General features: G+C 49.3%; 22 protein-coding genes. All 22 read right to left on the bottom strand.

What is annotated here, in order from left to right; translation table 11 throughout:
- Window positions 1-332: 332 nt before the first annotated feature.
- The gene (gene lysS / locus AR333_RS22650) at window positions 333-1,829 is read right to left on the bottom strand and encodes a lysine--tRNA ligase (protein ID WP_068777644.1); all 1,497 of its coding nucleotides are present in this window, start codon (window positions 1,827-1,829) and stop codon (window positions 333-335) included.
- Between the two features lie 209 nt (window positions 1,830-2,038).
- Window positions 2,039-2,515, bottom strand: a complete 477-nt coding sequence (greA, locus tag AR333_RS22645; protein ID WP_068777643.1) for a transcription elongation factor GreA — start codon at window positions 2,513-2,515, stop codon at window positions 2,039-2,041.
- Window positions 2,516-2,662: 147 nt separating this feature from the next.
- Complete coding sequence (gene dusB, locus AR333_RS22640) at window positions 2,663-3,673, bottom strand: tRNA dihydrouridine synthase DusB (protein WP_068777642.1); 1,011 nt, start codon at window positions 3,671-3,673, stop codon at window positions 2,663-2,665.
- A 14-nt stretch (window positions 3,674-3,687) separates the two neighbouring features.
- Entirely contained in the window at window positions 3,688-3,900 is a 213-nt protein-coding gene (locus AR333_RS22635) for a helix-turn-helix domain-containing protein (RefSeq protein WP_068777641.1), read from the bottom strand.
- The gene (folK, locus tag AR333_RS22630; RefSeq protein ID WP_068777640.1) at window positions 3,852-4,391 is read right to left on the bottom strand and encodes a 2-amino-4-hydroxy-6-hydroxymethyldihydropteridine diphosphokinase; all 540 of its coding nucleotides are present in this window, start codon (window positions 4,389-4,391) and stop codon (window positions 3,852-3,854) included. The genes AR333_RS22635 and folK overlap by 49 nt, the downstream gene beginning before the upstream one ends.
- A complete protein-coding gene (gene folB / locus AR333_RS22625; protein WP_068777639.1) occupies window positions 4,388-4,756 on the bottom strand; it encodes a dihydroneopterin aldolase in 369 nt (122 codons plus the stop codon). The genes folK and folB overlap by 4 nt, the downstream gene beginning before the upstream one ends.
- A 66-nt stretch (window positions 4,757-4,822) precedes the next feature.
- Window positions 4,823-5,662, bottom strand: a complete 840-nt coding sequence (gene folP / locus AR333_RS22620; RefSeq protein ID WP_068777638.1) for a dihydropteroate synthase — start codon at window positions 5,660-5,662, stop codon at window positions 4,823-4,825.
- A 69-nt stretch (window positions 5,663-5,731) separates the two neighbouring features.
- On the bottom strand, window positions 5,732-6,616 hold the full coding sequence (gene pabC / locus AR333_RS22615) for an aminodeoxychorismate lyase (protein ID WP_068777637.1): 885 nt from the start codon (window positions 6,614-6,616) through the stop codon (window positions 5,732-5,734).
- Window positions 6,613-7,200, bottom strand: coding sequence for an aminodeoxychorismate/anthranilate synthase component II (locus AR333_RS22610; RefSeq protein WP_068777636.1), 588 nt, complete (start codon window positions 7,198-7,200; stop codon window positions 6,613-6,615). The genes pabC and AR333_RS22610 overlap by 4 nt, the downstream gene beginning before the upstream one ends.
- A gap of 164 nt (window positions 7,201-7,364) precedes the next feature.
- Window positions 7,365-8,306 carry a cysteine synthase A gene (gene cysK / locus AR333_RS22605; RefSeq protein WP_068777635.1) on the bottom strand — a complete coding sequence of 314 codons (942 nt, stop codon included), beginning with the start codon at window positions 8,304-8,306 and terminating at the stop codon, window positions 7,365-7,367.
- 116 nt (window positions 8,307-8,422) lie between these two features.
- The gene (locus AR333_RS22600; RefSeq protein WP_068777634.1) at window positions 8,423-9,364 is read right to left on the bottom strand and encodes a peptidylprolyl isomerase; all 942 of its coding nucleotides are present in this window, start codon (window positions 9,362-9,364) and stop codon (window positions 8,423-8,425) included.
- Window positions 9,365-9,380: 16 nt separating this feature from the next.
- Window positions 9,381-10,256, bottom strand: a complete 876-nt coding sequence (gene hslO, locus AR333_RS22595; RefSeq protein ID WP_068777633.1) for an Hsp33 family molecular chaperone HslO — start codon at window positions 10,254-10,256, stop codon at window positions 9,381-9,383.
- 42 nt (window positions 10,257-10,298) lie between these two features.
- Complete coding sequence (locus AR333_RS22590; protein ID WP_068777632.1) at window positions 10,299-11,072, bottom strand: type III pantothenate kinase; 774 nt, start codon at window positions 11,070-11,072, stop codon at window positions 10,299-10,301.
- Window positions 11,069-11,938, bottom strand: coding sequence for a carboxylating nicotinate-nucleotide diphosphorylase (nadC, locus tag AR333_RS22585; RefSeq protein WP_068777631.1), 870 nt, complete (start codon window positions 11,936-11,938; stop codon window positions 11,069-11,071). The genes AR333_RS22590 and nadC overlap by 4 nt, the downstream gene beginning before the upstream one ends.
- Window positions 11,919-13,550 (bottom strand): L-aspartate oxidase, encoded by a 1,632-nt coding sequence (nadB, locus tag AR333_RS22580; protein WP_068777630.1) that lies wholly within the window; start codon window positions 13,548-13,550, stop codon window positions 11,919-11,921. Before nadB ends, nadC begins: the two co-directional genes overlap by 20 nt.
- Window positions 13,551-13,589: 39 nt before the next feature.
- The gene (gene nadA, locus AR333_RS22575) at window positions 13,590-14,528 is read right to left on the bottom strand and encodes a quinolinate synthase NadA (RefSeq protein ID WP_068777629.1); all 939 of its coding nucleotides are present in this window, start codon (window positions 14,526-14,528) and stop codon (window positions 13,590-13,592) included.
- Window positions 14,529-14,748: 220 nt separating this feature from the next.
- Complete coding sequence (gene ftsH, locus AR333_RS22570) at window positions 14,749-16,722, bottom strand: ATP-dependent zinc metalloprotease FtsH (protein ID WP_068777628.1); 1,974 nt, start codon at window positions 16,720-16,722, stop codon at window positions 14,749-14,751.
- A 94-nt stretch (window positions 16,723-16,816) separates the two neighbouring features.
- Window positions 16,817-17,356: a hypoxanthine phosphoribosyltransferase gene (hpt, locus tag AR333_RS22565; RefSeq protein ID WP_068777627.1), complete on the bottom strand. Its 540-nt coding sequence runs from the start codon at window positions 17,354-17,356 to the stop codon at window positions 16,817-16,819.
- Window positions 17,357-17,402: 46 nt separating this feature from the next.
- Window positions 17,403-18,920, bottom strand: coding sequence for a tRNA lysidine(34) synthetase TilS (tilS, locus tag AR333_RS22560; protein ID WP_068777626.1), 1,518 nt, complete (start codon window positions 18,918-18,920; stop codon window positions 17,403-17,405).
- A gap of 156 nt (window positions 18,921-19,076) precedes the next feature.
- Window positions 19,077-19,997 carry a protein kinase gene (locus tag AR333_RS22555; protein WP_068777625.1) on the bottom strand — a complete coding sequence of 307 codons (921 nt, stop codon included), beginning with the start codon at window positions 19,995-19,997 and terminating at the stop codon, window positions 19,077-19,079.
- Window positions 19,981-20,703 (bottom strand): VWA domain-containing protein, encoded by a 723-nt coding sequence (locus tag AR333_RS22550; protein ID WP_068777624.1) that lies wholly within the window; start codon window positions 20,701-20,703, stop codon window positions 19,981-19,983. Before AR333_RS22550 ends, AR333_RS22555 begins: the two co-directional genes overlap by 17 nt.
- A gap of 354 nt (window positions 20,704-21,057) precedes the next feature.
- A complete protein-coding gene (gene spoIIE, locus AR333_RS22545) occupies window positions 21,058-23,499 on the bottom strand; it encodes a stage II sporulation protein E (RefSeq protein WP_253735951.1) in 2,442 nt (813 codons plus the stop codon).
- Between the last annotated feature and the right edge of the window lie 149 nt (window positions 23,500-23,648).

Genomic DNA, 23,648 nt, shown 5'->3' with positions numbered 1-23,648 from the left:
GCTCAAAAAGTTAATGCTGACGAGAATTTCTTCTCTGTTTAGCGTCCTGATTGCTCAAGACGTTTCAATCACTCGTTGTTCAGTTTTCAAAGGACAATCAAGGCTTGTCAGCCCTTGTCGTTAGCGCTTGTTTCAGCGGCGACTTAAATAAGATACCACGCTGACAAAGAGAATGCAAGCTTATTTTTAGAACAAGTTTAAATTTCTATTAAATCGGTTATGTGAACGGCTTACATTTCTTTTTATGGCAGATTATTACCGAGTTGAACTTTCAGCCAGCTAAAGCATACGTAAAAAAAGAAGACGCCCGACGGCATCTTCCTTCTGTCTGCTTATTCTCCTTGACGATCACGCATATGAGGAAATAATAATACATCGCGAATGGAAGGCGCATTGGTAAGCAGCATCACCAGACGGTCAATACCGATACCCAGGCCGCCTGTAGGCGGCATTCCATATTCGAGTGCGCGGATGAAATCATCGTCCATCTCATGAGCCTCGTCGTTGCCATGCTCTTTCTCAACCAACTGCGCTTCAAAGCGCTGACGCTGATCGATCGGATCGTTTAATTCGCTGAAAGCATTCGCATGCTCACGCGCTACGATAAAGAGCTCGAAGCGATCCGTAAAACGCGGATCTTCCGGATTCTTTTTGGCAAGAGGAGAAATTTCAAGCGGATGTCCATAGACAAATGTAGGCTGAATAAGCGTTTCTTCAACAAATGTCTCAAAGAATTGGTTTACGATATGCCCGAACGACATATGCGGTTCAACCGGAACCTTGTGTTCTTTAGCAAGCCGATGTGCTTCTTCATTGCTCATTTGCACGCTGAAATCGACGCCGACAACCTCTTTAATGGCATCTACCATAGAGATGCGCTTCCATGCAGGGGTAAGATCGACTTCATGGCCCTGATATTGAATTCTTGTAGTGCCCAATACTTCTTTAGCAATATGGGCGACCATATTCTCCGTCAGTTCCATAATATCCTTGTAATCCGCATAAGCTTCATACAATTCAATCATCGTAAACTCAGGATTGTGGCGCGTAGAAATACCTTCGTTCCGGTAAACACGTCCAATCTCATACACTTTCTCGAGTCCGCCGACAATCAGACGCTTCAAGTGAAGCTCAATCGCGATGCGCATATAAAGCTGCATGTCCAGCGCATTGTGGTGCGTAATAAACGGACGTGCGGCAGCCCCCCCTGCAATGGAGTGAAGGGTAGGTGTTTCCACTTCCAAATAACCCAGTCCGTCCAAGTAACGGCGCATGGATTGGATAATTCTCGAACGCAGGATGAAGGTATCCTTCACTTCCTGGTTCATAATGAGATCGACGTAGCGCTGACGGTAGCGCATTTCTACGTCTTTGAGGCCATGGTACTTCTCAGGAAGCGGAAGCAGTGATTTCGTCAGAACTTCAAGCTCCAGGACTTTAATAGAAGTTTCACCCGTCTTCGTTTTAAAGACCGTTCCTTTGACACCAACCATATCGCCAATATCCAGCAAATCAAAAGCACGGTACTTCGAATCGCCTAACGCATCCGCACGCACATAAATTTGAATTTTGCCGGAAAGATCCTGAAGGTGAGCGAAGCTCGCTTTGCCCATCGCACGCTTCTGCATAATGCGGCCCGCTATGCTAACCTCTATAGTTTGCTGCTCGAGTTCTTCCTTAGGCAGCTCCTGGTAAGCGTCCAAAATTTCTTTGGCCGAGTGAGTACGTACGTATTTATCACCAAAAGGATCGACGCCCATTCCACGAAGCTCGTCCAGTTTGTCGCGGCGAATTTGTAACAGTTCGTTTAATTCGAGTTCCTGACTCATGCTTTCAACTCCTATACGTTATCCCGTGATAAGCCTTCCTCGAAAAGCTTTCCCGCGCAGACATAGGCTCCCACAACTGCTCTGAAGCAGATTACCCGGTGGCCCTGCTGCGCTGTCTGTCTGTAATCATACGGTCTATTTTACGCGAAAAAAGCTTCCAAAGGAAGCTTTTCCTGCAATCACCTTCCGGGCGATGACCCGGTGATGTTTTATTTTTTGATGTCCATAATTTCATATTGAATAACGCCGGCAGGAACCGTCACGTCTACTTTAGCACCCTTTTGCTTACCGATGATCGATTTACCGACAGGGCTTTCATTAGAGATTTTGTTCTGAAAAGGATCGGATTCCGCTGTACCCACGATTGTGTATTCGACCAGTTCGCCGAACTCCAAATCCTTAAGAGTCACAATAGAACCTACACTAACGGTACTGGTGTCTACCTCGTCCAGGTTAACAATGCGCGCGTTGCGGAGCATCTTCTCCAGGGTAATAACACGGCCTTCGATAAAAGCCTGTTCGTTCTTAGCATCTTCGTACTCAGAGTTCTCACTAATATCGCCGTAACCGATAGCAACTTTAATCCGTTCAGCCACCTCCCGGCGCTTCACCGATTTCAAATGTTCGAGTTCTTCCTCAAGCTTCTTGAGGCCTTCTTGGGTAAGGAGGACTTCTTTTTCACTCATTCAAACCTATCTCCCGTCGTGTAAATTCAAGGAAATGCTATACGAATTCACTGATTAATTTAATACAAATTCGGAAAATAACCAACTTATTGCCTGATTATAGGGCAACGAATTACAAATGTCAATGTAACCCAGTGCCCCCTTTCCTTAGTGCAACGTGTGCTGTTCTTCCTGGTTCTCGGGACTATTGTCGAAAGAAGCCGAATAATCATCAAGTATGCTGACCATTCCCTGGCGGGTCGTCTGCTCCATGATGGAATTCTTGAGAGATGCGGCTCCTTTCATGCCTTTGAGGTACCAGGCCATGTGTTTACGCATTTCTTTAATGGCCACATGCTCGCCCTTCAATTTGATCAAGCGATCCATATGAAGAATAGCAATGCGCATCTTCTCCTGAGCTTCCGGTTCCGGCGGCAATTCACCCTTGGTCAGGTACTGCACCGTACGATACAGCATCCACGGATTGCCGAGGGCCCCGCGGCCGATCATGACTCCATCCACGCCAGTCTCATCAATCATACGCTTGGCATCTTCCGGTGTCACCACATCACCATTACCGATGACTGGTATCGATACGGTTTCTTTGACTTGGCGGATAATATCCCAATCGGCTTTGCCGGTATACAGCTGTTCACGCGTACGGCCATGTACGCTTACCGCAGCACCGCCGCCGCGTTCGACCGCTTTGGCATTATCGAGGACATAAATGTGTTCGGAATCCCAGCCGATACGCATTTTGACGGTAACGGGCTTATTTACCGAGCCTACCACCGTGCGAATCATTTCTTCAATACGCGAAGGGTCCAGCAGCCAGCGGGCTCCCGCATCACATTTTGTAATTTTCGGTACCGGGCAGCCCATGTTGATGTCAATAATATCCGCATTTGTATTCTCATCGACATATTTCGCGGCTTGCACCAGTGTATCCGTATCGCCTCCAAAAATCTGAAGGCTGAGCGGCTTCTCACGTTCATCGACAAAAAGCATATCCATAGTGCGGGAATTACCATGTACGATTGCTTTGTCGCTGACCATTTCCGCACAGACCAGGCCGCAGCCGAATTCTCTGGCGATTAGACGGAAAGCTGGATTACAAACGCCGGCCATAGGTGCCAAGACTACATTGTTAGGGGCGACGACGTCGCCTATTTTTAACATGTTCGATTTTCCTCCTATTTGCCGGAGGGCGGATTAAGCTCCTCCGGGTCAATGCCTAAGGCACTGGAAATTTTCTGAATCATTCTCGTATCCGGCTTGCGCGTTCCCCGTTCAATCGAACCGAGAATGGCTATAGAAACGCCGAGAAGCTCGGCAAGTTCGTTCTGGGTGTATCCTTTTAGCTTGCGGAATGCCCGGATACGCTGGGCCAATGCATTTTTTTCCATAACTTAACACCTTCCTTCCCATCCAGTTTGGCGAGCTGTCTCTCTAGGGATGCAAACGATGTGTTCGGTATATGGGAAAAAATATCTGCTAAGGGGACTAACACAAACGCTCGCTCCTGCATGCGCGGATGGGGTACGATCAAATCCGGGAGCCGGACTTCCTGTTCCCCGTAAAGCAGCAAATCCAGATCAATGGTGCGCGGCCCCCAGCGGATGTCACGGACGCGCCCGAGCAGTTGCTCGGTCTGCTGCATGACGGCAAGCAGCTCTTGCGGCGTTAAACTCGTCTTAACAACGGCCGCCATGTTCAGAAAAGCATCCTGATCTACATACCCGACCGGATCGGTCTCATAGATATGTGAGCATGCCGCTACATAAATATCCGGATGCGCATCCAACTGACGGAGCGCGTCCGCTAAATATTGCTCGCGGTCTCCTAAATTAGAGCCAAGGGCTATATAGGCAGTGATTTCTTGCCCGGTATTACTCATGAAATTAACCGCCTCCGGGTGATTTCGACCGTCACGCCTTCAAAATGGATATCAAAAGGCGGATGCGGTTTAATGACCCTCACGGTAACTTCATCGATACTAGTATAAGTTTCAAGAAGAGAGGATGCAACCTGCTCGGCCAACGCTTCAATTAATTTGAAGGTTCGCTTCTCGACGACTTCTTTTATTACCGCATATGCATCGGCATAATTGATCGAATCGTCGATATTGTCAGTCCGTCCAGGCTTATCGAGAGGAAGGCACATCTCCACGTCCACATAATACCGCTGACCTAATTTGTTCTCTTCCGCATAGACACCGTGATAGCCATAAAACTGCATGCGTGTAAGCGTCAATTTATCCATTGGGTCCTCCATTAGTTGCGTACAACTGATAATTAGATTCATTATTTATTCAGCAGCCACATATCGCTAAAGCTGTACACGCAGGTCCGACCCGCGGACAATCGCATCCGTCATGACGGCCGTACGCTTCATCTCCCGTACATCGTGCACGCGCACAATATCACACCCTTGTGCGATGCCAAGAACCACCGTCGCAGCCGTCCCCTCCAGAACATCCTCTGGAGGAAGCCCCAGCGTGGTGCGGATCATACTCTTGCGAGAGGTGCCGAGCAGAACCGGATATCCGAGATCCGCTATATCGCGGAGCCGGTTCATCAGCCACAGGTTCTGCTCGTGGCTTTTCGCAAAGCCGATGCCGGGGTCCAGCATGATATTCTCCGACGCCACTCCGGCATCCAGAGCAAGCTGCACGCTGTCCCGCAGGTCTTGAAGCACATCCGGCAGGAAGTCGTTGTAGACCGCCTCCTCACGGTTGTGCATCAGGATAACGGGACAGCAGGCTTCGGCCGCCACCCGCGCCATATCCGGATCGGCCTTGAAGCCCCACACATCATTGATGATGTGTGCCCCGGCCGCGATCGCCTGTCTGGCAACCTCCGCTTTGTACGTGTCTACGGAGATCGGCACATCAATGTACTTGACCAGTTCCTTGATTACAGGCACAACCCGCTGCAGTTCTTCTTCAAGAGAGACTGGCTCGTGGCCTGGCCGGGTGGATTCTCCCCCGATGTCAATCAGATCAGCCCCCTCTTCCACCATCCGAACCGCATGACGGACCGCCTGCTCTTGCGCGAGATAGGCGCCGCCGTCGGAGAAAGAATCCGGCGTAACATTAAGAATACCCATAATTTGAGTACGCCGGCCGAGCTCCAAATTTATTTTGCCCATCGAAAAAACGCGATTCATTGGCCACCAACCTCCTAACTCCTTGCTTCTAAAGCACTTTAAGGAAAAGTCTGCTATTATCCATGAAGCCTAGCCGCCCGTGCTTGTCTGTGTATGATGTTGATACAACTCTGCCAGACGTCCGGTCAGCCGGCCCGGTGTACCCGTCCCTATTCTGGTCTCATGCCCGTGTTCGTCAAGCAGCCGATCCACAGCGACTATTTCTTGAACAGAATTGGTCATGAAAATTTCATCCGCACCGGATAGAGTCTCCCTATCGAAGCATCCTTCGATTATTTGCAGCCCGCATTCCTCTGCCAGCCTCATCACGTAAGCTCTTGTAATACCAGGCAGTATACCCGTCTCCAAGGATGGAGTAAAGCAGATTCCGCCTTTGATCCAGAATAAATTGCTCACAATTCCTTCCGCTACATGACCGTCATCTGTCAAAAAAAGTCCCTCGGCCCCTGCCGCCCACGGATAGGTCATGAGTTCCCTTTTCGCGAGAATATTGTTCATATAATGAAAGGACTTGCGACGCAGCGTTCCTTCGGGCGAATTTCTTCTGACCTGCAGAAACTGAAGCGGACGGGTAGAAACATTGTCTGCTAAGCGGGCAGGAAGTTCTTTGATATAGAGAATTTCTGTAGGCTCTTTATAAGAAGAACCGGATGGCAGACCCAGCACATCTACTCCGGCAGAAATCGTGTACCGGATATACGCATCCTGAAGCTGATTAACTTTCAACAGATCATAGACTCGAAGTTGTATATCCTTCACGCTTGATCGCAGAGGTATACCAAGCTCCCGGCAGCCTTCCTGCATCCGATCCAGATGTTCTTGTAGCAAAAAGGGTTGTCCGTTATACGTGCGAAACGTCTCGAACAGCCCCATGCCATATAGAAAGCCGTGGTCATAGACTGAAACCACCGCTAGTTCTTCCTCTATGATTTGACCATTAAACCATATTTTCATGCTTTTACCTCCGCTGACACCTTCATGGACAAAAAATTATTCAAGAGCGCATGACCATGTTCGGTACTAATGGATTCGGGATGAAATTGCACACCTTCAATCGCATATTCCCTATGACGAAATCCCATGATTTCACCCTCCGGTGTAGCGGCACTGATTTCAAGACAATCGGGAAGTGTCTTCTTATCAACAATCAGGGAATGATAGCGAGTAGCGGTATAGGGTGAAGGAATGCCTGTAAAAATGCTCTTCCCGTCGTGTTGAATGAGCGAAGTTTTACCATGCATCGGCCTGACTGCCCGTATTACATCCCCGCCAAAGGCCTGGCCTATCGCTTGATGCCCGAGGCAGACACCGAGAATGGGGATTTGCCCCTTGAAACGGCGAATCGTCTCCAGACTAATCCCTGCATCATTAGGCGCGGCGGGACCCGGAGATATTAGAATATGGTCGGGAGCCAGCTGCGCGATCCCCATAATGTCTATAGCATCATTACGTTTTACGACAATATCATGTCCCAGTTCGTCCAAATACTGCACCAAGTTGTATGTAAACGAATCGTAATTATCAATGACAAGGATCATGCTCTCTTCCCTTCTGGCTCATGCTGTTCTTGCTAGGCCGATGCTGTTGTAGTGACAATGTCACGATTGTCACTTAGTATACTTGAATCGCAAGCAAATAAAAAGTCTTCAGCTGTAGACTACAGCTGAAGACTTGGAAGGGCGGCTTGCGTCCATCGCTATCTTTATTGCTCGTCGAACTGGTAAAGCGGCGTGCTCAGGTAACGTTCTCCGTTACTAGGAATTACAGCGATTACACGCTTGCCAGGTCCAAGTTCCTTGGCTACTTTGAGCGCTGCATAAATCGCCGCTCCCGATGAGATGCCACCCAAGATACCTTCCTCACGCGCTACACGGCGGGACGTTTCGAAAGCATCGTCGTTATCTACCGGAATAATCTCACTGTAAATTTCCGTGTTCAGAATATCCGGTACGAAACCGGCTCCGATACCTTGAATTTTATGAGGACCTGGTTTGCCGCCAGACAGAACAGGAGATGCACTTGGCTCAACAGCAACAATTCGAATTCCAGGGAAATTCTCGCGAAGCACTTCGCCTGTTCCTGTAATGGTACCGCCTGTACCGATCCCCGCAATGAAGGCATCCAGCTTACCGTCATGCCCTTTAATCGCTTCAACGATTTCCGGTCCGGTTGTTTCGCGGTGAACCTTCACATTAGCCTGGTTCTTAAATTGTTGAGGAATGAAATAACCCGGATTCTCAGCTTGCAGCTCCTCTGCTCGGCGGATCGCGCCCTTCATGCCTTCTGCTCCAGGAGTGAGGACAAGCTCAGCGCCATAAGCGCGAAGAAGGTTGCGGCGCTCCATGCTCATCGTCTCCGGCATGACCAGGATAGCGCGATAGCCCTTAGCTGCCGCTACCATTGCCAGACCAATGCCAGTATTCCCGCTCGTTGGTTCCACGATGGTATCACCAGGCTTTAATTTACCTTCTTGCTCAGCCGTTTCGATCATCGAAATAGCAATCCGGTCTTTCACGCTAGAACCCGGATTCTGGTACTCAAGTTTAACATAAATTTCCGCACTGTCTTCCGGTACGACCCGATTTAATTTAACTAGCGGAGTATCCCCGATTAATTGTGTAATATTCTGCACCAATTTAGCCATGCGTGTCACCCTCCCAAAATATAAAAAAAATGAAAGTTATTCCGAGTTGTTAGGTTGGTATTATATCCCTAATATTATCAGTGCTCGCGCCCCTTGTCAACTCTACACATTTCCAGCTAAGGTTTCAAAGTGGATTCCACAATAACCGCCTGCCATTTGGTGCGGATGTTAATCAAATATTCGTTCAGGGAGGGTCCTTCCTGTAAAGCAAGCATCTTACGGACCGATTCCCGGATCACGGTATTCTCCTGATCTTTCTTTTCCCTTTTCTCTGAAAGAAGAATAACGGCATAACCGTCCTTGATCTTAATCGGTCCGCTTATTTGTCCCACTTCCAGTTTACGGGCGGCCTCCATAATAGGCGCTGGTTGAAAAGGATCCCCCTCTTCCACCCATCCGAGATCTCCGCCCTGGCTGCCGCTTTCGTCAATCGAACGGTCCCGCGCCAATATAGCAAAATCTTCTCCACTGTTGTAAGCTTTGATCGCTTTCTTAGCTTGATCCAGTGTGGACAAGATTATTTTATGCAAATGCCATTCATCCGCTTGTTTAAATAATTCCGGGTTTGCCTGTATGTACTGGTCTACTTCCGTGTCGGAAACAACTATCTGACGGATTGCCAATCTCTCATGCAGCAGCTTGTAGTGCAAATCTTCTTTAATTTCTTCTTTACTCAAACCTAGCTGCTCTTGCATCGAAGCGAAATAAGCTTCTTCATTGTCATATCCCTGCTGCATTTGCTTTAATTCACGGTCCATCTCCGCTGCGCTTACTTCGACTCCCAATTCCTTGGCCTCTAAACGGAGCGCCTCTCGGTCGAGCATCCGGTTAAGCATTTCCGCACCATAGTGTTTGGTCAATTTCTCCGCTAACTCGCCTTGTGTAAATTCGCGGCCGCCTATTCTGGCCACGACGTGCTGGCTGGACTCAGCACCTGGTGACTGGTCTGCTCCCGGCTGCTTAGCTCCGCCCATCTCCGTCAAATACAGCGATAATAGGACAATAATCCCTACCGACAAAGCGAGGATGGCTCCCCACAACACTTTTACGTTGTGCATGCTCTCTCCCTCAAAACTATTTCTTTATATTCTTCACCATAGCTTGAAGCTGCTCGCCTTCAAATTGGTAAGCCTCGTTGCAAAAGTGGCAAACAACTTCAGCTCGTCCTTCTTCTTCCATGATGGCTTCTAATTCCTCATGTCCCAAGCTTATCAGCGTCTGTTCAACTCGTTCAGCGGAACATTTACACTGGAAGAAAACCGCTGAACGCTCCATAATTTCCACATCCGGCAGTAATCCCTTCAGAATTTCTTCCAGCGATGCCCCACTGTCAAGCAATGTGGTAATCGGTTCAATGGTCGATAATTGCGTTTCAATTGCTGTAATTTCATCATCCGTTAAACCTGGCAGCAGTTGAATAATAAACCCGCCGGAAACTTTGACAGTCCGGTCTACGTCTACAAGCACTCCAAGCGCTACTGCAGAAGGTGTTTGTTCGGATTTTGCAAAATAATAAGTAAAATCTTCAGCGAGCTCACCCGAAACAATCGGGATACTTCCTCTATAGGCTTCCTTCATGCCGAGATCCTTGATTACATGCAAAAACCCGTCCGTTCCGACGGCTCCAGCCACATCCAGCTTCCCTTTGGCATTCAGGGGTAAATCCACATCCGGATTGTCTACGTACCCACGCACTTCTCCTTTGGAGTTGGCATCCACAACAATCGAGCCGATCGGACCTCCGCCCTTAATTTGTAGAGTCAGTTTTTCTTCCCCTTTAAGCATGGCACCCATCATCAGACCTGCCGCTGCCGTTCTTCCCAGTGCGGCCGTTGCTGTAGGTGTCGTATGATGACGGCGGCGCAGTTCCTCTGTAATCGAAGTGGTCAGAACGGCAATCGCCCGTACTCTTCCTTCGAGAGCTGTTCCGCGGATCATATAATCATTCATCACATAACCCCGTTTCTTGTTAGTTGTCTGCTGAGCGTGATCTTAATCCTGTTTGGCATTCTTGGCATAGATAAAGCGCAGCCCCTCAAGGGTAAGCATGGGATCCACCACATCAATTACCCGCGATTCGCTGGCGATGAGCTCCGCGTGACCTCCTGTCGCGATCACTTTGGGAGTCACATTATATTCTTCCCGGATACGGGTTACAATACCATCCACTTGGCCTACATAACCGTAAATAATTCCCGCCTGCATGGCGGAAATTGTGTTACGACCCACCACACTCTTGGGCTTAATAAGCTCTATGCGGGGCAGTTTGGCTGCTCTTTGGTACAATGCTTCAGTAGAAATGCCTATGCCCGGCGCAATTGCACAACCGAGCAGCTGCCCGTTTGCATCAATATAATCATAAGTCGTGGCGGTGCCGAAATCAACGATGATGCAGGGCGAACCATACAACTCGATAGCCGCCACGGCGTTGACAATCCGATCGGCCCCTACCTCTTTGGGGTTATCTACGCGGATGTTGAGTCCGGTCTTGATTCCCGGGCCTACAATAAGCGGAGTTCTCTTCATATATTTTAAACAAAGCTGTTCAAGCGCAAACATGAGCGGCGGCACAACAGACGAAATAATGACGCCCTCAATCTGATCGTTGCGAATGCCTGCATATTGGAAAAGATTATGAAACATCATGCCATACTCATCTACCGTTGCCGAACGATTTGTGCTAAGTCTCCAATGATGCAGCAAATCCGAGCCTTTGTAGATACCCAGAACAATATTCGTGTTGCCGACGTCTACGACTAAAATCACAAGGAAACCCCTTTCTGTTCGTTCAGATCGAGGCTGATGTCAAGGGCAGAGACCGAGTAAGTAAGCCTTCCGACGGAAATGACATGCACACCTGTTTCCGCAATTGCTTTAATGGTTTCCAATGTGACCGAACCTGATCCTTCAATTATGATATGGGGAGCCTGACTCTTAATGATAGCGACTGCCTCGGCCATTACTGCGGGCTTCATATTGTCCAGCATGATAATATCGGCTCCCGCGGCGATTGCCTCGGCCAGCTGATCAAAATTCTCCACTTCTACTTCGATTTTCATCGTATGCGGTATACGTGAGCGGGCCGCTCTTATCGCAGGAGTAATTCCACCGGCTCCTTTAATATGATTATCCTTAATCATCACCGCATCATACAAACCGAAACGGTGATTGTATCCTCCGCCTACACGAACCGCGTACTTTTCTAAAAGCCTGTGTCCCGGCGTTGTCTTACGGGTATCCACAAGACGTGTCGGAAGGCCCTCCAGAGCGTTCACGTACTGCCTGGTACGCGTCGCAATGCCCGATAACCGCTGCAGCAAATTCAGAGCAAGTCTCTCTCCCAGCAGAATACTGCGGGTATTGCCTGTCACGATCGCAATGACGGTGCCTTTCGGAGCAAATTCACCTTCTTTAATTTGCGCATTAAATTGAAGCGAAGAATCCACTTCAGCAAATACTTCGGCTGCAATGCGCAGGCCGGCTACAAAACCGGACTCCTTCAGGTGAATGAGAGCTTTACTATGTTGATCAGCAGGAATCGTACTCATGGTAGTCATATCTCCGGTTCCGATGTCTTCATCGAGCCACTGCCGAATGCTTTGTCTAATTTGTTTAAAGTTTAATTCCATCATTAAGTATCCACTCCTCCGTCAGACCGCATTCACGATTGAATACGGTATGCTTCAGCCACTGCTCATCGCTGCGCAGCGGGTAATCTTCACGATAATGACCGCCGCGGCTTTCCTCGCGCCTAAGAGCAGCCTCTGTCGTTAACAAGGCACATGTCAACAGGTTGGCAAATTCATAATCCTCTCTCCGGGACAAGCAGGAGTCAAACATCGGCAGGTGCCGCTGCAGCTCCTCCAGGCCTCGTTTCAGACCTCTTTCATCCCTGCGGACTCCTGCATAACGAACCATAACTTTTTGCAGCTTCAACCTTTTCTCCACCATAGCCTGCTTGGGAGGTTCCAGACGCAGATTGTGTGAAGGTATGTAATCCAGTATAACGGGTCCGAGCGAAGGAAGCGATTGAATCCGCCTAATGATTCGCTTTCCGAATACGATTGCTTCCGAGAGCGAGTTACTGGCGAGACGGTTAGCTCCATGAACACCGGTGGAGGATACCTCGCCGCAGGCAAATAGGCGCTTGATATTGGTTTCTCCATGAAGGTCTGTCTTCACTCCACCCATCATATAGTGGGCGGCAGGAGCGACAGGAATCCAATCTGTGGTCAGATCCAAGCCTATGCCGAGACAAGTCTCGTAAATGGTCGGGAACCGGTGTTTGATCATTTCCTCGGACTCATGCGTAATATCCAGGTAAATAAAGCTTGATCCGGTTTCTTCTATTTCACTGACAATAGCTCTAGCCACAACGTCACGGGGGGCAAGCTCCAGCTGCGGATGGTATTTTTCCATAAATCGTTCGCCTTTAATATTACGCAAATAGGCCCCTTCACCGCGAACAGCTTCCGATATAAGAAATCGGGGAGCACCTGGATAAAAAAGCACCGTAGGATGAAATTGAATAAATTCCATATCTTGAATATCTGCGCCCGCCCGGTAAGCTATCGCAACTCCATCTCCTGTAGCCACGTCCGGATTCGTCGTATAGCGGAATAGTTGGCCTGTTCCGCCCGTACATAAGACTGTAGCGCTGCCTTGTACGTAAATACGCTGGCCATCCGGCTTCTGGACAAGAGCCCCCCTGCATTCGCCATCTACCGTGATCAGATCAATGACGATGTGATCGTCCCACAACTCAATGTTCTCACTACGCTTTGTTTCCTCCGATAGAGCTCGTACGATTTCTGCCCCGGTCGCATCTCCATTGGCGTGTAAAATGCGGCGCTGGCTATGAGCGCCTTCTTTAGTTAAGGCGATTTCACCATTCTCTAAGTCAAACTTGGTTCCCATCCGGATCAGATCCTGCACCCCCGCAGGACCCTCATGAACAAGGATATCAACGGCTTCGCGTGAACAAAGACCGGCACCAGCAGCGAGCGTGTCTTGTGAATGGTATTCGGGTGAATCATCATCCGATATGACAGCTGCAATCCCGCCTTGCGCATATCTCGTATTGCTGTCCAGCAGTGACTTTTTAGTGATTAGCAGAACTTGCTTAGTCTCACTAGCCTGCAGAGCCGTGTATAACCCTGCAATACCGGCACCAATGACAATAACATCAGTGTGGTAGTGCGGGATCGCGCTTAGATCCGTATCTGTTAAATATCTAGGTATCATTCGGTCCCACCCGTACCTTAACAAAGAGAGTAGCGCATGCTACTTGACTTGTAACATGCGCTCTAAGGACAATCTTGCTTTTTCAGCCGTTTCCGGCGTTACATAAATCTCCGGCTGCATCGTCTCGAGGCACCGCACTACTTTTTTAAGATTATTTACTTTCATATTCGGACAAACCAAATATTTGGTTGCAAAATGAAACGTTTTATCCGGACTGTCTTTACGTAATTGATAACCGGTCCCGTCCTCTGTGCCCACAATAAATTCCTGGCACTCCGATTCACGGCAATATTTGATGATCGCTGTTGTGCTTCCCACAAAGTCACCCAATTGAACGACCTCAGGCCGGCATTCGGGATGAACAACAAATTGTGCGTTAGGATGGGCAGCTTTCATCTCTTCCACATCTTTAACGGTCAGCATATCATGGGTGTTGCAGTAGCCTTCCCAGATAATCATTTTTTTGTTTGTGAATTTTGATACATAGTCGCCCAAATTTTTATCAGGTACCCAGATAATCTCTTCTGCATCAATAGATTCTATGACTTTTCTTGCATTAGCAGAAGTACAGCAAATATCCGTTTCTGACTTTACTTCAGCAGAGGTGTTGATGTAAGCAACGACTTTGGCTTTGGGATGCTGCTGTTTGAGAGCACGAAGCCCGTCTACATTCACCATATCCGCCATAGGACAGCCCGCTCTCTCATCAGGAATGATCACGGTCTTACCGGGTGCCAGAATCTTAGCGCTTTCTCCCATGAAGTGTACACCACAGAAGACGATGACATCCGCATCGGTTTCCGCAGCCTTCTGAGCTAGAAGAAAGGAGTCTCCACGAAAATCAGCAATCTCTTGAATTTCGTCACGCTGGTAGTAATGGGCTAGAATAATTGCATTACGTTCTTTCTTCAGCTCTATAATCCGCTCTTTAAGCAGCTTGTTCTGTTCTGCTTTTCTTTCAAGAGCCAATGCCTCCATAATTGCATCCTCCTTATATGAAGCGGCACGCCTATAGCGGTGATTGGCGATAGCGGCTATCCTTACGATCCAAAAACTTGTGTATAAGTTTTAAAGTTTCACAACTAAATTTACACAACATGCTCGGAAGTGTCAATCCGTAATTGGTTATCTGAATATAGAAAAACCGGGGGTCCAGCAGGACCTCCGGTTCTATAACTATCTATTTCAACCGCTTCGTTTAAGCTTGATTTTTACCGTCATCATCCGGTTTATCCGGTGGGTTCAGCGGGGTGCGTTCCGGTGTCTCTGTTTTTAGTTCCACTTCAGGAGTCGGCTCCGGTTTGTCGCCCTGGCTCTGAATTGTCACTTTCACTTCGTCGTCTCCGGAAATTTTACCACTCTCAAGCAATTCCACGATCTGCTCTTTGTCCAGTGTTTCTCTTTCGAGAAGCGTCTGTGCAACGAGATGGACTTTATCCTTGTGCTCATTCAGAATCTGCTTCGCACGGTCGTAACATTCGCGAATAATAAGCTGCATTTCCTGATCAATCTCATAAGCAATCGCGTCACTGTAGTTCTGTTCATGACCAATATCACGGCCCAAGAACACTTGACCTTGACTGCTTCCAAACTGCATCGGTCCAAGCTTATCGCTCATACCGAACTCCATCACCATTCTACGCACAATGCCTGTCGCCTTCTGGAAATCGCTATAAGCACCTGTCGCGATTTCACCGATGAAGATTTCTTCCGCGACACGACCACCGAGGAGTCCCGTGATTTTGTCGAGCAGTTCATTCTTGGTCTGCATCATCCGGTCTTCGCCTTCTTTAGGCAGCATCATTACATAACCGCCTGCACGTCCGCGAGGTACGATCGTTACCTTATGAACCATATCTGCATTCTCGGCATAGTAACCGATAATCGCGTGTCCGGATTCATGGTAAGCAACTGTGCGCTTCTCGCGCTCGCTGATTACGCGGCTTTTCTTCTGCGTACCTACAATGACTCGGTCGAATGCTTCTTCGATCTCCGCCATCGAAATATCCTTGCGGTTGCGACGGGCTGCGATCAAAGCTGCTTCATTAAGAAGGTTCTCTAAGTCCGCGCCCGTAAATCCGGTGGTGTAGCGGGCGATCGATTCCATCTTCACATCTTTGGCCAGCGGTTTGTTCCGTGCGTGTACTTTAAGTACCGCTTCACGTCCTTTAACATCCGGGCGGTCAACCGTAATTTGACGGTCAAAACGTCCCGGACGAAGAAGCGCCGGATCCAGAATATCCGGACGGTTAGTCGCGGCTACGATGATGATTCCTTCGTTCGCACCGAATCCGTCCATCTCGACGAGCAATTGGTTGAGCGTCTGCTCACGCTCATCATGTCCGCCGCCGAGGCCTGCGCCACGTTGACGGCCGACGGCGTCAATCTCATCGATAAAGATAATACACGGAGCGTTCTTCTTAGCGTTCTCGAACAAGTCACGTACACGTGATGCACCGACACCGACGAACATTTCGACGAAGTCGGAACCCGAGATGCTGAAGAAAGGTACCCCTGCTTCACCGGCTACAGCACGAGCCAGAAGCGTTTTACCGGTTCCCGGAGGACCGTTGAGGAGTACGCCTTTAGGAATACGCGCTCCTACTGCAGAGAATTTACGCGGATCTTTAAGGAATTCAACAACTTCGATCAATTCCTGTTTCTCTTCGTCCGCGCCGGCCACGTCCTCAAACGTGACGCGTTTTTTCTCTTCATTATATAAGCGGGCACGGCTCTTGCCGAAGTTCATGACTTTGCCGCCGCCACCCTGGGCCTGATTCATCAAGAAGAAGAAGAGAACAAAGATAATCACAAACGGGATAATGGAGGTCAGGAACGAAATCCAGACGCTATCGCCTTCCATTTTGAGATATTCTTCTTGAACACCGGCTGTTTCGACTAACTTTACAACACTGGAATCAAAGGGACCACGGGTAACGAATTCTTTCTTATCCGCTTCCTTAGGCGCCTTATAACTTCCGTTAATCAGGTACGTACCCCCGTCGACTTTAATCTGTAGTTTCTCGACGTTCTTGGCCGCTATTTCCTGCCGGAACTCGTTGTAGGTAATCGGGTCTTTTTGATCGTTCTGCGTACTAATGAAATGCACAATACCGACAGTTACCAGGAAAATCAATAAATAAAAACCGGTATTCCGGATAAAGCGATTCATCCGCTACCTCCTCTCAAACGGCACACTTTTTATATTTTACCACAGCATGTCTCAGCATCACAACAAAGCTGGCCATGGGACATACTCGACACGCCTAGGTGGAATAAATTTCGGGTTTAAGAACGCCGATGTAAGGTAGATTGCGGTATTTCTCCGCATAATCAAGCCCGTAGCCGACAATAAACGCATCCGGAATTTCGAAGCCGGCATAATCCGGCTGTAAATCCACCGTTCTTCTTGCAGGTTTGTTGAAAAGCGTTACAACGGAAACGGACTGCGCGTTCCGTCTTTCGAGTACATCGATCAGGTAGCTGAGCGTTAAGCCGCTATCTATAATATCTTCGACGATCATGACGTGACGTCCTTCTACGGACACGTCTAAATCTTTGATGATTTTGACGACCCCTGAAGATTTGGTCGATTGTCCGTAACTCGAAACCGCCATGAAATCAATCTCAAGCGGAATCGTTACTTGTTTAACCAGATCCGCCATGAAGATAAAGGCTCCTTTGAGCACACAAATGACCAGTGGATTGCGGCCTTCGAAGTCTTTGGATATTTGCTGCCCGAGCTCCTGTACTTTAGCCTGAATCTGTTCTTCTGAGTAGAATACTTCTTGAATGTCTCTAAACAAGGATGCTCCCCCTACTTTATAATATGAAAACAGTCAAAAATCATTCTCAGGGTCCTTCTGCCGCGCCATCCCCAGCTTCAATCCGCAGATAAAGCGAGCGTATAGTTCCAGGCCTGATTAAAGCATGACGGGAACGGCGAATGCCCGGTATCCACAGTACAGTGCCTTCCGCATCCACAAGCAACGGAAGCCTGGCTCTACGGCTGGGCGGTATTTTGGCATCCATGAGAATATCTTTTACTTTTTTGGTCCCGTTTAAACCAAAAGGCTCCAAACGGTCCCCGACTTGCCGGCTCCTTACATACAAGGGCAGCCGAAGGGCATCGAGGTCAAACCAAACCCCTTCCTCATCAGCTTTCGCTGCAGCATCGGCTTCCTCCGTAATCAACTCACCAGATAGGGTCTTAAAGGTTAAGGCAGCATCGGCTTGAGGAATAAGAAGGTAACTCTGGCTTAAATCCAATGGATACAAAAAAGCCGCATCGGCTGAATCTGACATCTTGGACCGAAAGCAGATGCAATCGTACTCACGAATCAAGTGAAAAGCCCCGTCAATAGGCATTGTAAAATTAGCAGGCTGCTCCTGAACGATACCCGTACGAATCGCCTCTAATCTTACGTAATCGACGTTTTCCGCTTGAAAAGTAAGATAATTTAATATTAGTTTAATCACACGCCTTTGTAAAGCGACGTGCAATTGAACGAAGTCAGCCCGCTGCATGGTGACAGCCCCTGACTCCAAAGCAGCAATAGAAGCGAATGCACCTTCCGCTTCTTTCTCCATGTAAGCATTCTCTTCCGTCATAATCTCACCAAGCCGGTTCAGAGATTCGGGGAGCTGTCCGTTGAATTGCTGCAAAAACGGCATCGCATCCAACCGGATGCGGTTGCGATTATATTTGCGCGACTCGTTACTGCTGTCACGGCAATAAGCAAGCTCCTCGAAACGACAGTAATTACTTACCTCTTTCTTGTATATACGAAGCAAAGGACGGACGAGTTCCACTTTTTTTTCGAATCTTCGTTGAGGAATTCCCGTTAAACCTGCCGGACCGGTCCCCCGTAAAATCCGCATAAGGATAGTTTCCGCTTGATCATCAGCATGGTGGGCAAGCGCGATCCGGCTAGCACCGTACCGCCGGGCAGTTTCATATAGAAACTGATAGCGTTTCTTCCGGGCGGCCACCTGAGAGTTCAAAGATGTTTCTTCTATATAAGCGGGAACATCGATATTCCCCACTTCACAGGTAAGCCCGAGCTTCTTTGCAAAAGAGGCTACAAAATCAGCTTCACGGTCGGACTCCTCACCGCGGAACCTGTGGTTGACGTGAGCGACGATGAGCTTCCAATCCCATGCTGTGGAAAGCTTATGCAGCAGATGCAGCAGCGCTACCGAATCAGGACCTCCAGAGACACCGACCACTATCGTATCGCCCCGCTCGAGCAATCTTTCCTCGCGGATGACACGCTCTACCACAGCACGAAGCCGGAACCCCGCATCCAGGCCTCCGGTTAAATGTTCCCTATCCGCTCCCGCAGCATCCGGCTGCTTGGGTCCTTTCATTGTGACTTCCCCGCTTTCCGTGCAGACGGGTACATTTTGACATCATGCACTCATCCTGATTACTTACTGCACTTAGATATAACGGACATACTGGCACATTCATTACCAACCTGCTTGCCTAACGGCTATTGATTAGCTCAAAAGCAGGGTCTACGGTTATTTCCAGTAGAAATAACCAAGTGTGCCAAGGAGAGCGATAAGAGAGGCCGCCAAAGACAGCAGCATCCAGGGGGATGCATGGCTGTCAGGTGCCTGTGCAGCGGCCCGGAGCCTCTTCCCCTGCTCTCTCCAGGCGATCAAGGCTTCATTCGAGTTTGCGAACTGCCCTCTCAAAGCCCGCAGAAGAAACGGAGCCATCTCCTTTAAGCGGTCATTGCGCTGCACGATTTCCTCCAGCATAGATAGACATCTATTCTGAGGAAGCGATTGAATGGCAGAACGGAATGAATCGTTCTTATCCAGCGTTTTGATGATCAGGACGGCAAAGGAGAACAGGTCGTAACTATCCTCGGCGATCCGCTCTCCCGCATACCAATACCCCCGGTCAAAAATCTCCGTAAATTGCTTGATCGCTCTGCCCTTAGCGGTCATACCGCCAAAATCAACGATTTCAACACGGCCGTGTTCCATCACAACCAGATTATCTGATTTGAGATCCCCATAGATATAACCACTTTGGTGAAGTTCCACCAACTTTTTAAGCAAATTAGAGCCAATCACGTAAATCCAGCCAGTACCATTAGCGCGTATGTATTTGGATAATGAAGATCCCTCAATATACGGCATGACAAAAAAAGAGAGCCTTTTTCCCTCGTATTCCGCATCATCGGTGTCCAGTAGAAATTGCCCAAACGATGTGTCAGTCCTGGAAAGTGACTGCAGCGCGTTGACCTCGAACTGGTGATCGAGCGGATCATACCCGATCTTCATGGCATACCTGCGCCCACCGCGCCGCACCAGAAGCACTTGCCCGTTAGAGCCGGAACCTAGTCTGCGTTCTACCGTATAGGTTCTGCCATTCCATCGCCCGCTGAGAGTCGTTCCGAAAGGCAACGAGGGCTCATACGACGTAGTCACGAAGCATCCCGTCCTCATCATCGCTTGAATAAGCAGGCTTCTCCGCGACATACTGCACAACCTTAAGCAAGGCAGGGCCAGTCGGGGTTGTACCCTTCATGTTTAATTTATAGAACATCCTATCCAAATTTGCAAGGTTGGCGGTCCACCCCGAGTCCATCTCCACCTCGGGATCCGTACTGTGGTGGCCGGGAAAATGAAACACGGCCAGTTCGCTTGGGCCCGACCTCGCGCGCAGGCTCAGCAGCAGGTCCGAGATGGCCTCGCGCACAGCTGCCATCTTGGGCTTCATGCTGGCGCTGGCATCTACGAGGAGCGCCACACGGAGCGATCCTGTCTCTGCGAGGTCGTCAATGACGCGCACGACTTCGGAGCGCTGAGCCGGCGGCAGCTCGGTCACGTCACCGCTGCCGAGGATGCTGTGCAGCTCGCGGCTGACTGCCTGCTGCACCGTCTGCGACACCGTCCTGCGCGTCATCATCTGGATGGTCTGTGACAGCTGCTGGGAAGTGGCGATCCTGCTCATCCCGCCGCCTGCCCTTGCAATGTCACGAATCTCCTCGGCGCCGAGCAGGCCGAGCTCCCCCTGGTCAACCACGCCGATCACATTGACCGTAATCCCTTCAGCACGCGCTTGTGCAGCTGCTGTTGTCGGGCTGATCCCGACGTTAGAGCACCCGTCGGTGATTAGTAGAATTTGTTTCATGCTCTCTTCGCCTCCAGTCTATGATTGTTCTTACTAGTTTCGCCAAGTATGCGAGATTCTAATCATAGGAACACATCTGGGCAGCGGGATATCTTCAATGTGATTACAAGCAAACACAGCCCCATACAAACCAAATATAAAGCGCCCCTCAAGGGAGCGCCTATATCCTTTCATTCACGACCTTCATTCATACCCCTCATCCATGCTCTGCTTTCTTAGCCTTCTTTCATGTCTTACTATCCACCAAATCCCTCCTTCGTTTTTCCAGTTCCTATCCTTCTTATTACCAGTAGCCACTAGCTAATATCACCATCCCCTCAAGGTCACGTCCAGCCGGACTACAACCTTCCTGAATCAGCTCACCACCTTAGGACGCTCGATGCGGTTCACCCCCGGCCAGCGGAACGTCGCCCATTCGGGCTGATGTTTCTCGATACGGGCGGCAACGACCGTCATATCATCAATAATCTCACCATGATGGCAGCGGACCACGCGATCCAGCAGACAATCGGCAAAATCCTGCGGAATGTCCGTTTCAATCTCCTGAATAACCCGCTTCATCCACAACTCCTTATTCACCGCATGACCCGGCGCGTCATAAATGCCATCTGTCATCATTATGAGAAGATCCCCGTGCTGCAGCGGCTGTGATACCAGATCTACCTCGATGTCTTGTAGAATACCGACAGGGAGATTGTTGGCCTTGATCGGTATCACCTCATGTCCACGCTTAATGAAACTGGGCGTCGAGCCGATTTTCATAAATGTTGTTTGTGCGCTGTAGAGATCAATTAAAGCCATATCCACGGTGGCATATACTTCGTCGGAGGAGCGAAGCAGCAGAACAGAGTTGACGGATTTGATGGCAATTTTCTCATCCATACCCGATTGAAGGAGCTGCTGCAAAATATTCAACGCCGCCGAGCTCTCGGCGCTTGCCCGCTCCCCGTTCCCCATCCCGTCGCTTAGTGCGACCACAAACTTGCCGTTCCCCAATTCTGCCAGCGAAAAGCTGTCCCCGGACAGCAGCTCTCCGCCCTTAGCGGCTCCTGCTATCCCCGTCTCTACTTCGTATTCCTTAGCCGAGCCGAATTGAACCATGCTGTACCCCTCACCCCTAGGCATCATTTCTTCATTCTTGACAGCTATATGCTCGCCCAGGATTTCACTTAGCAGCGGAGCAATGATCTTGCGGCATTCATCGAAACCTCTGGTATACTGATGGATAATTTCGATTTCCACATTTCCTTCGTCTAAGGAAACGACATCAATGCTGTGTATGGATAGTCCCAGATCCTCAAGAGCCTGGCGTATTTGTTCTTCCTGTAAAAACAGCTCTTGTCCCTCCCGCTTGATCTCCTTCGCCAAATCCTCCATGACTTGAGATACACCGCTGAGCTGGTCGGCTACAATCTGCCTGCTGTCGGAAATTTGTTTTTTCCAATGCATATCATTCTGATACATCGCATATTGATTCTTCATCACTTCCAGCACTTGATCCGGTTTCGTACAAGCCTGTCTCCATTCCAGCGGTATTTGCCTCTTATTAAAATCAGGATTAAGCTCAATCTCCGTCATCATACCCGTCATATATTGATAGGTCTGATAGAAGCGCTGATCCCAGCAGCGGACTCTTTTGGAGCACATCTGGCAAGTCTGGTTAGAGACCGCTTCCATGAAGTGGCTGATTTCTTCCTCCTTCTGCAAAGGCTGGCTCTCGACGGTCAACTGCTTGAAGCTGCGGGCCAGCTGCATAAAAACTTGCGAGAACTGTTCCACCCTGCCCGCCGTAATATCCCGCACTCTTTTGGCATAATCCTGTTGTGACTTCAGATTCTCTTGAGTACCGGGAATATACTTGGCCAGCGTCTGAAGCACGCTCTTCGGCGTGAGAAGGAACAGGACAACCGCCGCTACAGACTCCCAGGTAGAATTCATAACTTCTCCCTGCGTGCCTATGTAGATCGATAGAATGGATGAGCCCAGCAGCATGCCGAATGCAACGGCCATCCGCCTGCCCTCTTTAAGCAGCCCTGCGAGCAGGCCCGAGAAGGCCAGCAGACTCATTTGATAGATTGCGTTGGCATTGGCCAAGCTAAGAATGAGTCCCGTGACAACTCCGACTGATGCGCCGAATGGGGCGCCGCCAACCAGAGCAAACAGAAGAATCAGATACCTCGACACGACATGCTCAACTGTAACGGGTCCTATTGTCCAGCCAACCGTTCCAGTCATCATAGAAGCCAGTAAGATGATCAAACAGATTATTTCTTCATGTTTGAGCTGATAGTTTTTGCGGGTCAAGGTAAAGACAGGGACAGCTTGTACAAAAATAAGGGTCAGAACCAGACTTAGCAGGGACTGTACACCCGTCATGGTCAAGGAGAACCAGGTCAGATCCGAGTTGACCAGATGGGCAAACATTTGGACCAGCAGCGAAGTGATGAAAACAAGAACGGGCGCGAGCGAAAGATCCGACCGCTCATATTTCTCAAGTGCTTTCTGGATCAGTACGAACACAATCATTTCGGTCAGCATATATCCGCTTTGAGGCTGTACGGCCAGCATGCTGCCTGCAAATAGAAAAGCTCCCGTCCACAAGAGTAAGTCGCGGCGCTGAAAGTACATGACGGCAAAAAAGGCCAATGAAAAGGGGGCAAGCTCTTCCAGAATCATGGCTCTTCCGAGCAGGAAGGCCATGATCAGAAGCAGTATCGACCACTTCTTGGCTACCATGGATTGAACCATCCTATTCTCCACAACTCGGTCATGAGCCGCTGATTTCGTCCGCTGCATCGCGCCTGCCCACTGCAGACCGATGGAAAGTGCACCATTTCGTTTTTCCATGTTCAGACACCACCATTTCTCTTAGTGGGTTTATTATAGGAGCCTTCTCTCATAAATTTTGTCACAATGAGTTACTAGAGTCCAAGAAATTTCCGACA

Source organism: Paenibacillus sp. FJAT-26967 (genome assembly GCF_001541095.1).
Taxonomy (GTDB): Bacteria; Bacillota; Bacilli; order Paenibacillales; family NBRC-103111; genus Paenibacillus_F.
The sequence above is the reverse complement of the archived record's forward strand: the minus strand, read 5'-3'. Positions and strand labels throughout refer to the sequence as shown.

Bases quoted from the DNA above. Each gene is read 5' to 3' on its own strand.
- lysS (WP_068777644.1), bottom strand. From the start codon at position 1,829: ATGAGTCAGGAACTCGAATTAAACGAACTGTTACAAATTCGCCGCGAC.
- greA (WP_068777643.1), bottom strand. From the start codon at position 2,515: ATGAGTGAAAAAGAAGTCCTCCTTACCCAAGAAGGCCTCAAGAAGCTT.
- dusB (WP_068777642.1), bottom strand. From the start codon at position 3,673: ATGTTAAAAATAGGCGACGTCGTCGCCCCTAACAATGTAGTCTTGGCA.
- AR333_RS22635 (WP_068777641.1), bottom strand. From the start codon at position 3,900: ATGGAAAAAAATGCATTGGCCCAGCGTATCCGGGCATTCCGCAAGCTA.
- folK (WP_068777640.1), bottom strand. From the start codon at position 4,391: ATGAGTAATACCGGGCAAGAAATCACTGCCTATATAGCCCTTGGCTCT.
- folB (WP_068777639.1), bottom strand. From the start codon at position 4,756: ATGGATAAATTGACGCTTACACGCATGCAGTTTTATGGCTATCACGGT.
- folP (WP_068777638.1), bottom strand. From the start codon at position 5,662: ATGAATCGCGTTTTTTCGATGGGCAAAATAAATTTGGAGCTCGGCCGG.
- pabC (WP_068777637.1), bottom strand. From the start codon at position 6,616: ATGAAAATATGGTTTAATGGTCAAATCATAGAGGAAGAACTAGCGGTG.
- AR333_RS22610 (WP_068777636.1), bottom strand. From the start codon at position 7,200: ATGATCCTTGTCATTGATAATTACGATTCGTTTACATACAACTTGGTG.
- cysK (WP_068777635.1), bottom strand. From the start codon at position 8,306: ATGGCTAAATTGGTGCAGAATATTACACAATTAATCGGGGATACTCCG.
- AR333_RS22600 (WP_068777634.1), bottom strand. From the start codon at position 9,364: ATGCACAACGTAAAAGTGTTGTGGGGAGCCATCCTCGCTTTGTCGGTA.
- hslO (WP_068777633.1), bottom strand. From the start codon at position 10,256: ATGAATGATTATATGATCCGCGGAACAGCTCTCGAAGGAAGAGTACGG.
- nadC (WP_068777631.1), bottom strand. From the start codon at position 11,938: ATGATGGAATTAAACTTTAAACAAATTAGACAAAGCATTCGGCAGTGG.
- nadB (WP_068777630.1), bottom strand. From the start codon at position 13,550: ATGATACCTAGATATTTAACAGATACGGATCTAAGCGCGATCCCGCAC.
- nadA (WP_068777629.1), bottom strand. From the start codon at position 14,528: ATGGAGGCATTGGCTCTTGAAAGAAAAGCAGAACAGAACAAGCTGCTT.
- ftsH (WP_068777628.1), bottom strand. From the start codon at position 16,722: ATGAATCGCTTTATCCGGAATACCGGTTTTTATTTATTGATTTTCCTG.
- tilS (WP_068777626.1), bottom strand. From the start codon at position 18,920: ATGAAAGGACCCAAGCAGCCGGATGCTGCGGGAGCGGATAGGGAACAT.
- AR333_RS22550 (WP_068777624.1), bottom strand. From the start codon at position 20,703: ATGAAACAAATTCTACTAATCACCGACGGGTGCTCTAACGTCGGGATC.
- spoIIE (WP_253735951.1), bottom strand. From the start codon at position 23,499: ATGCAGCGGACGAAATCAGCGGCTCATGACCGAGTTGTGGAGAATAGG.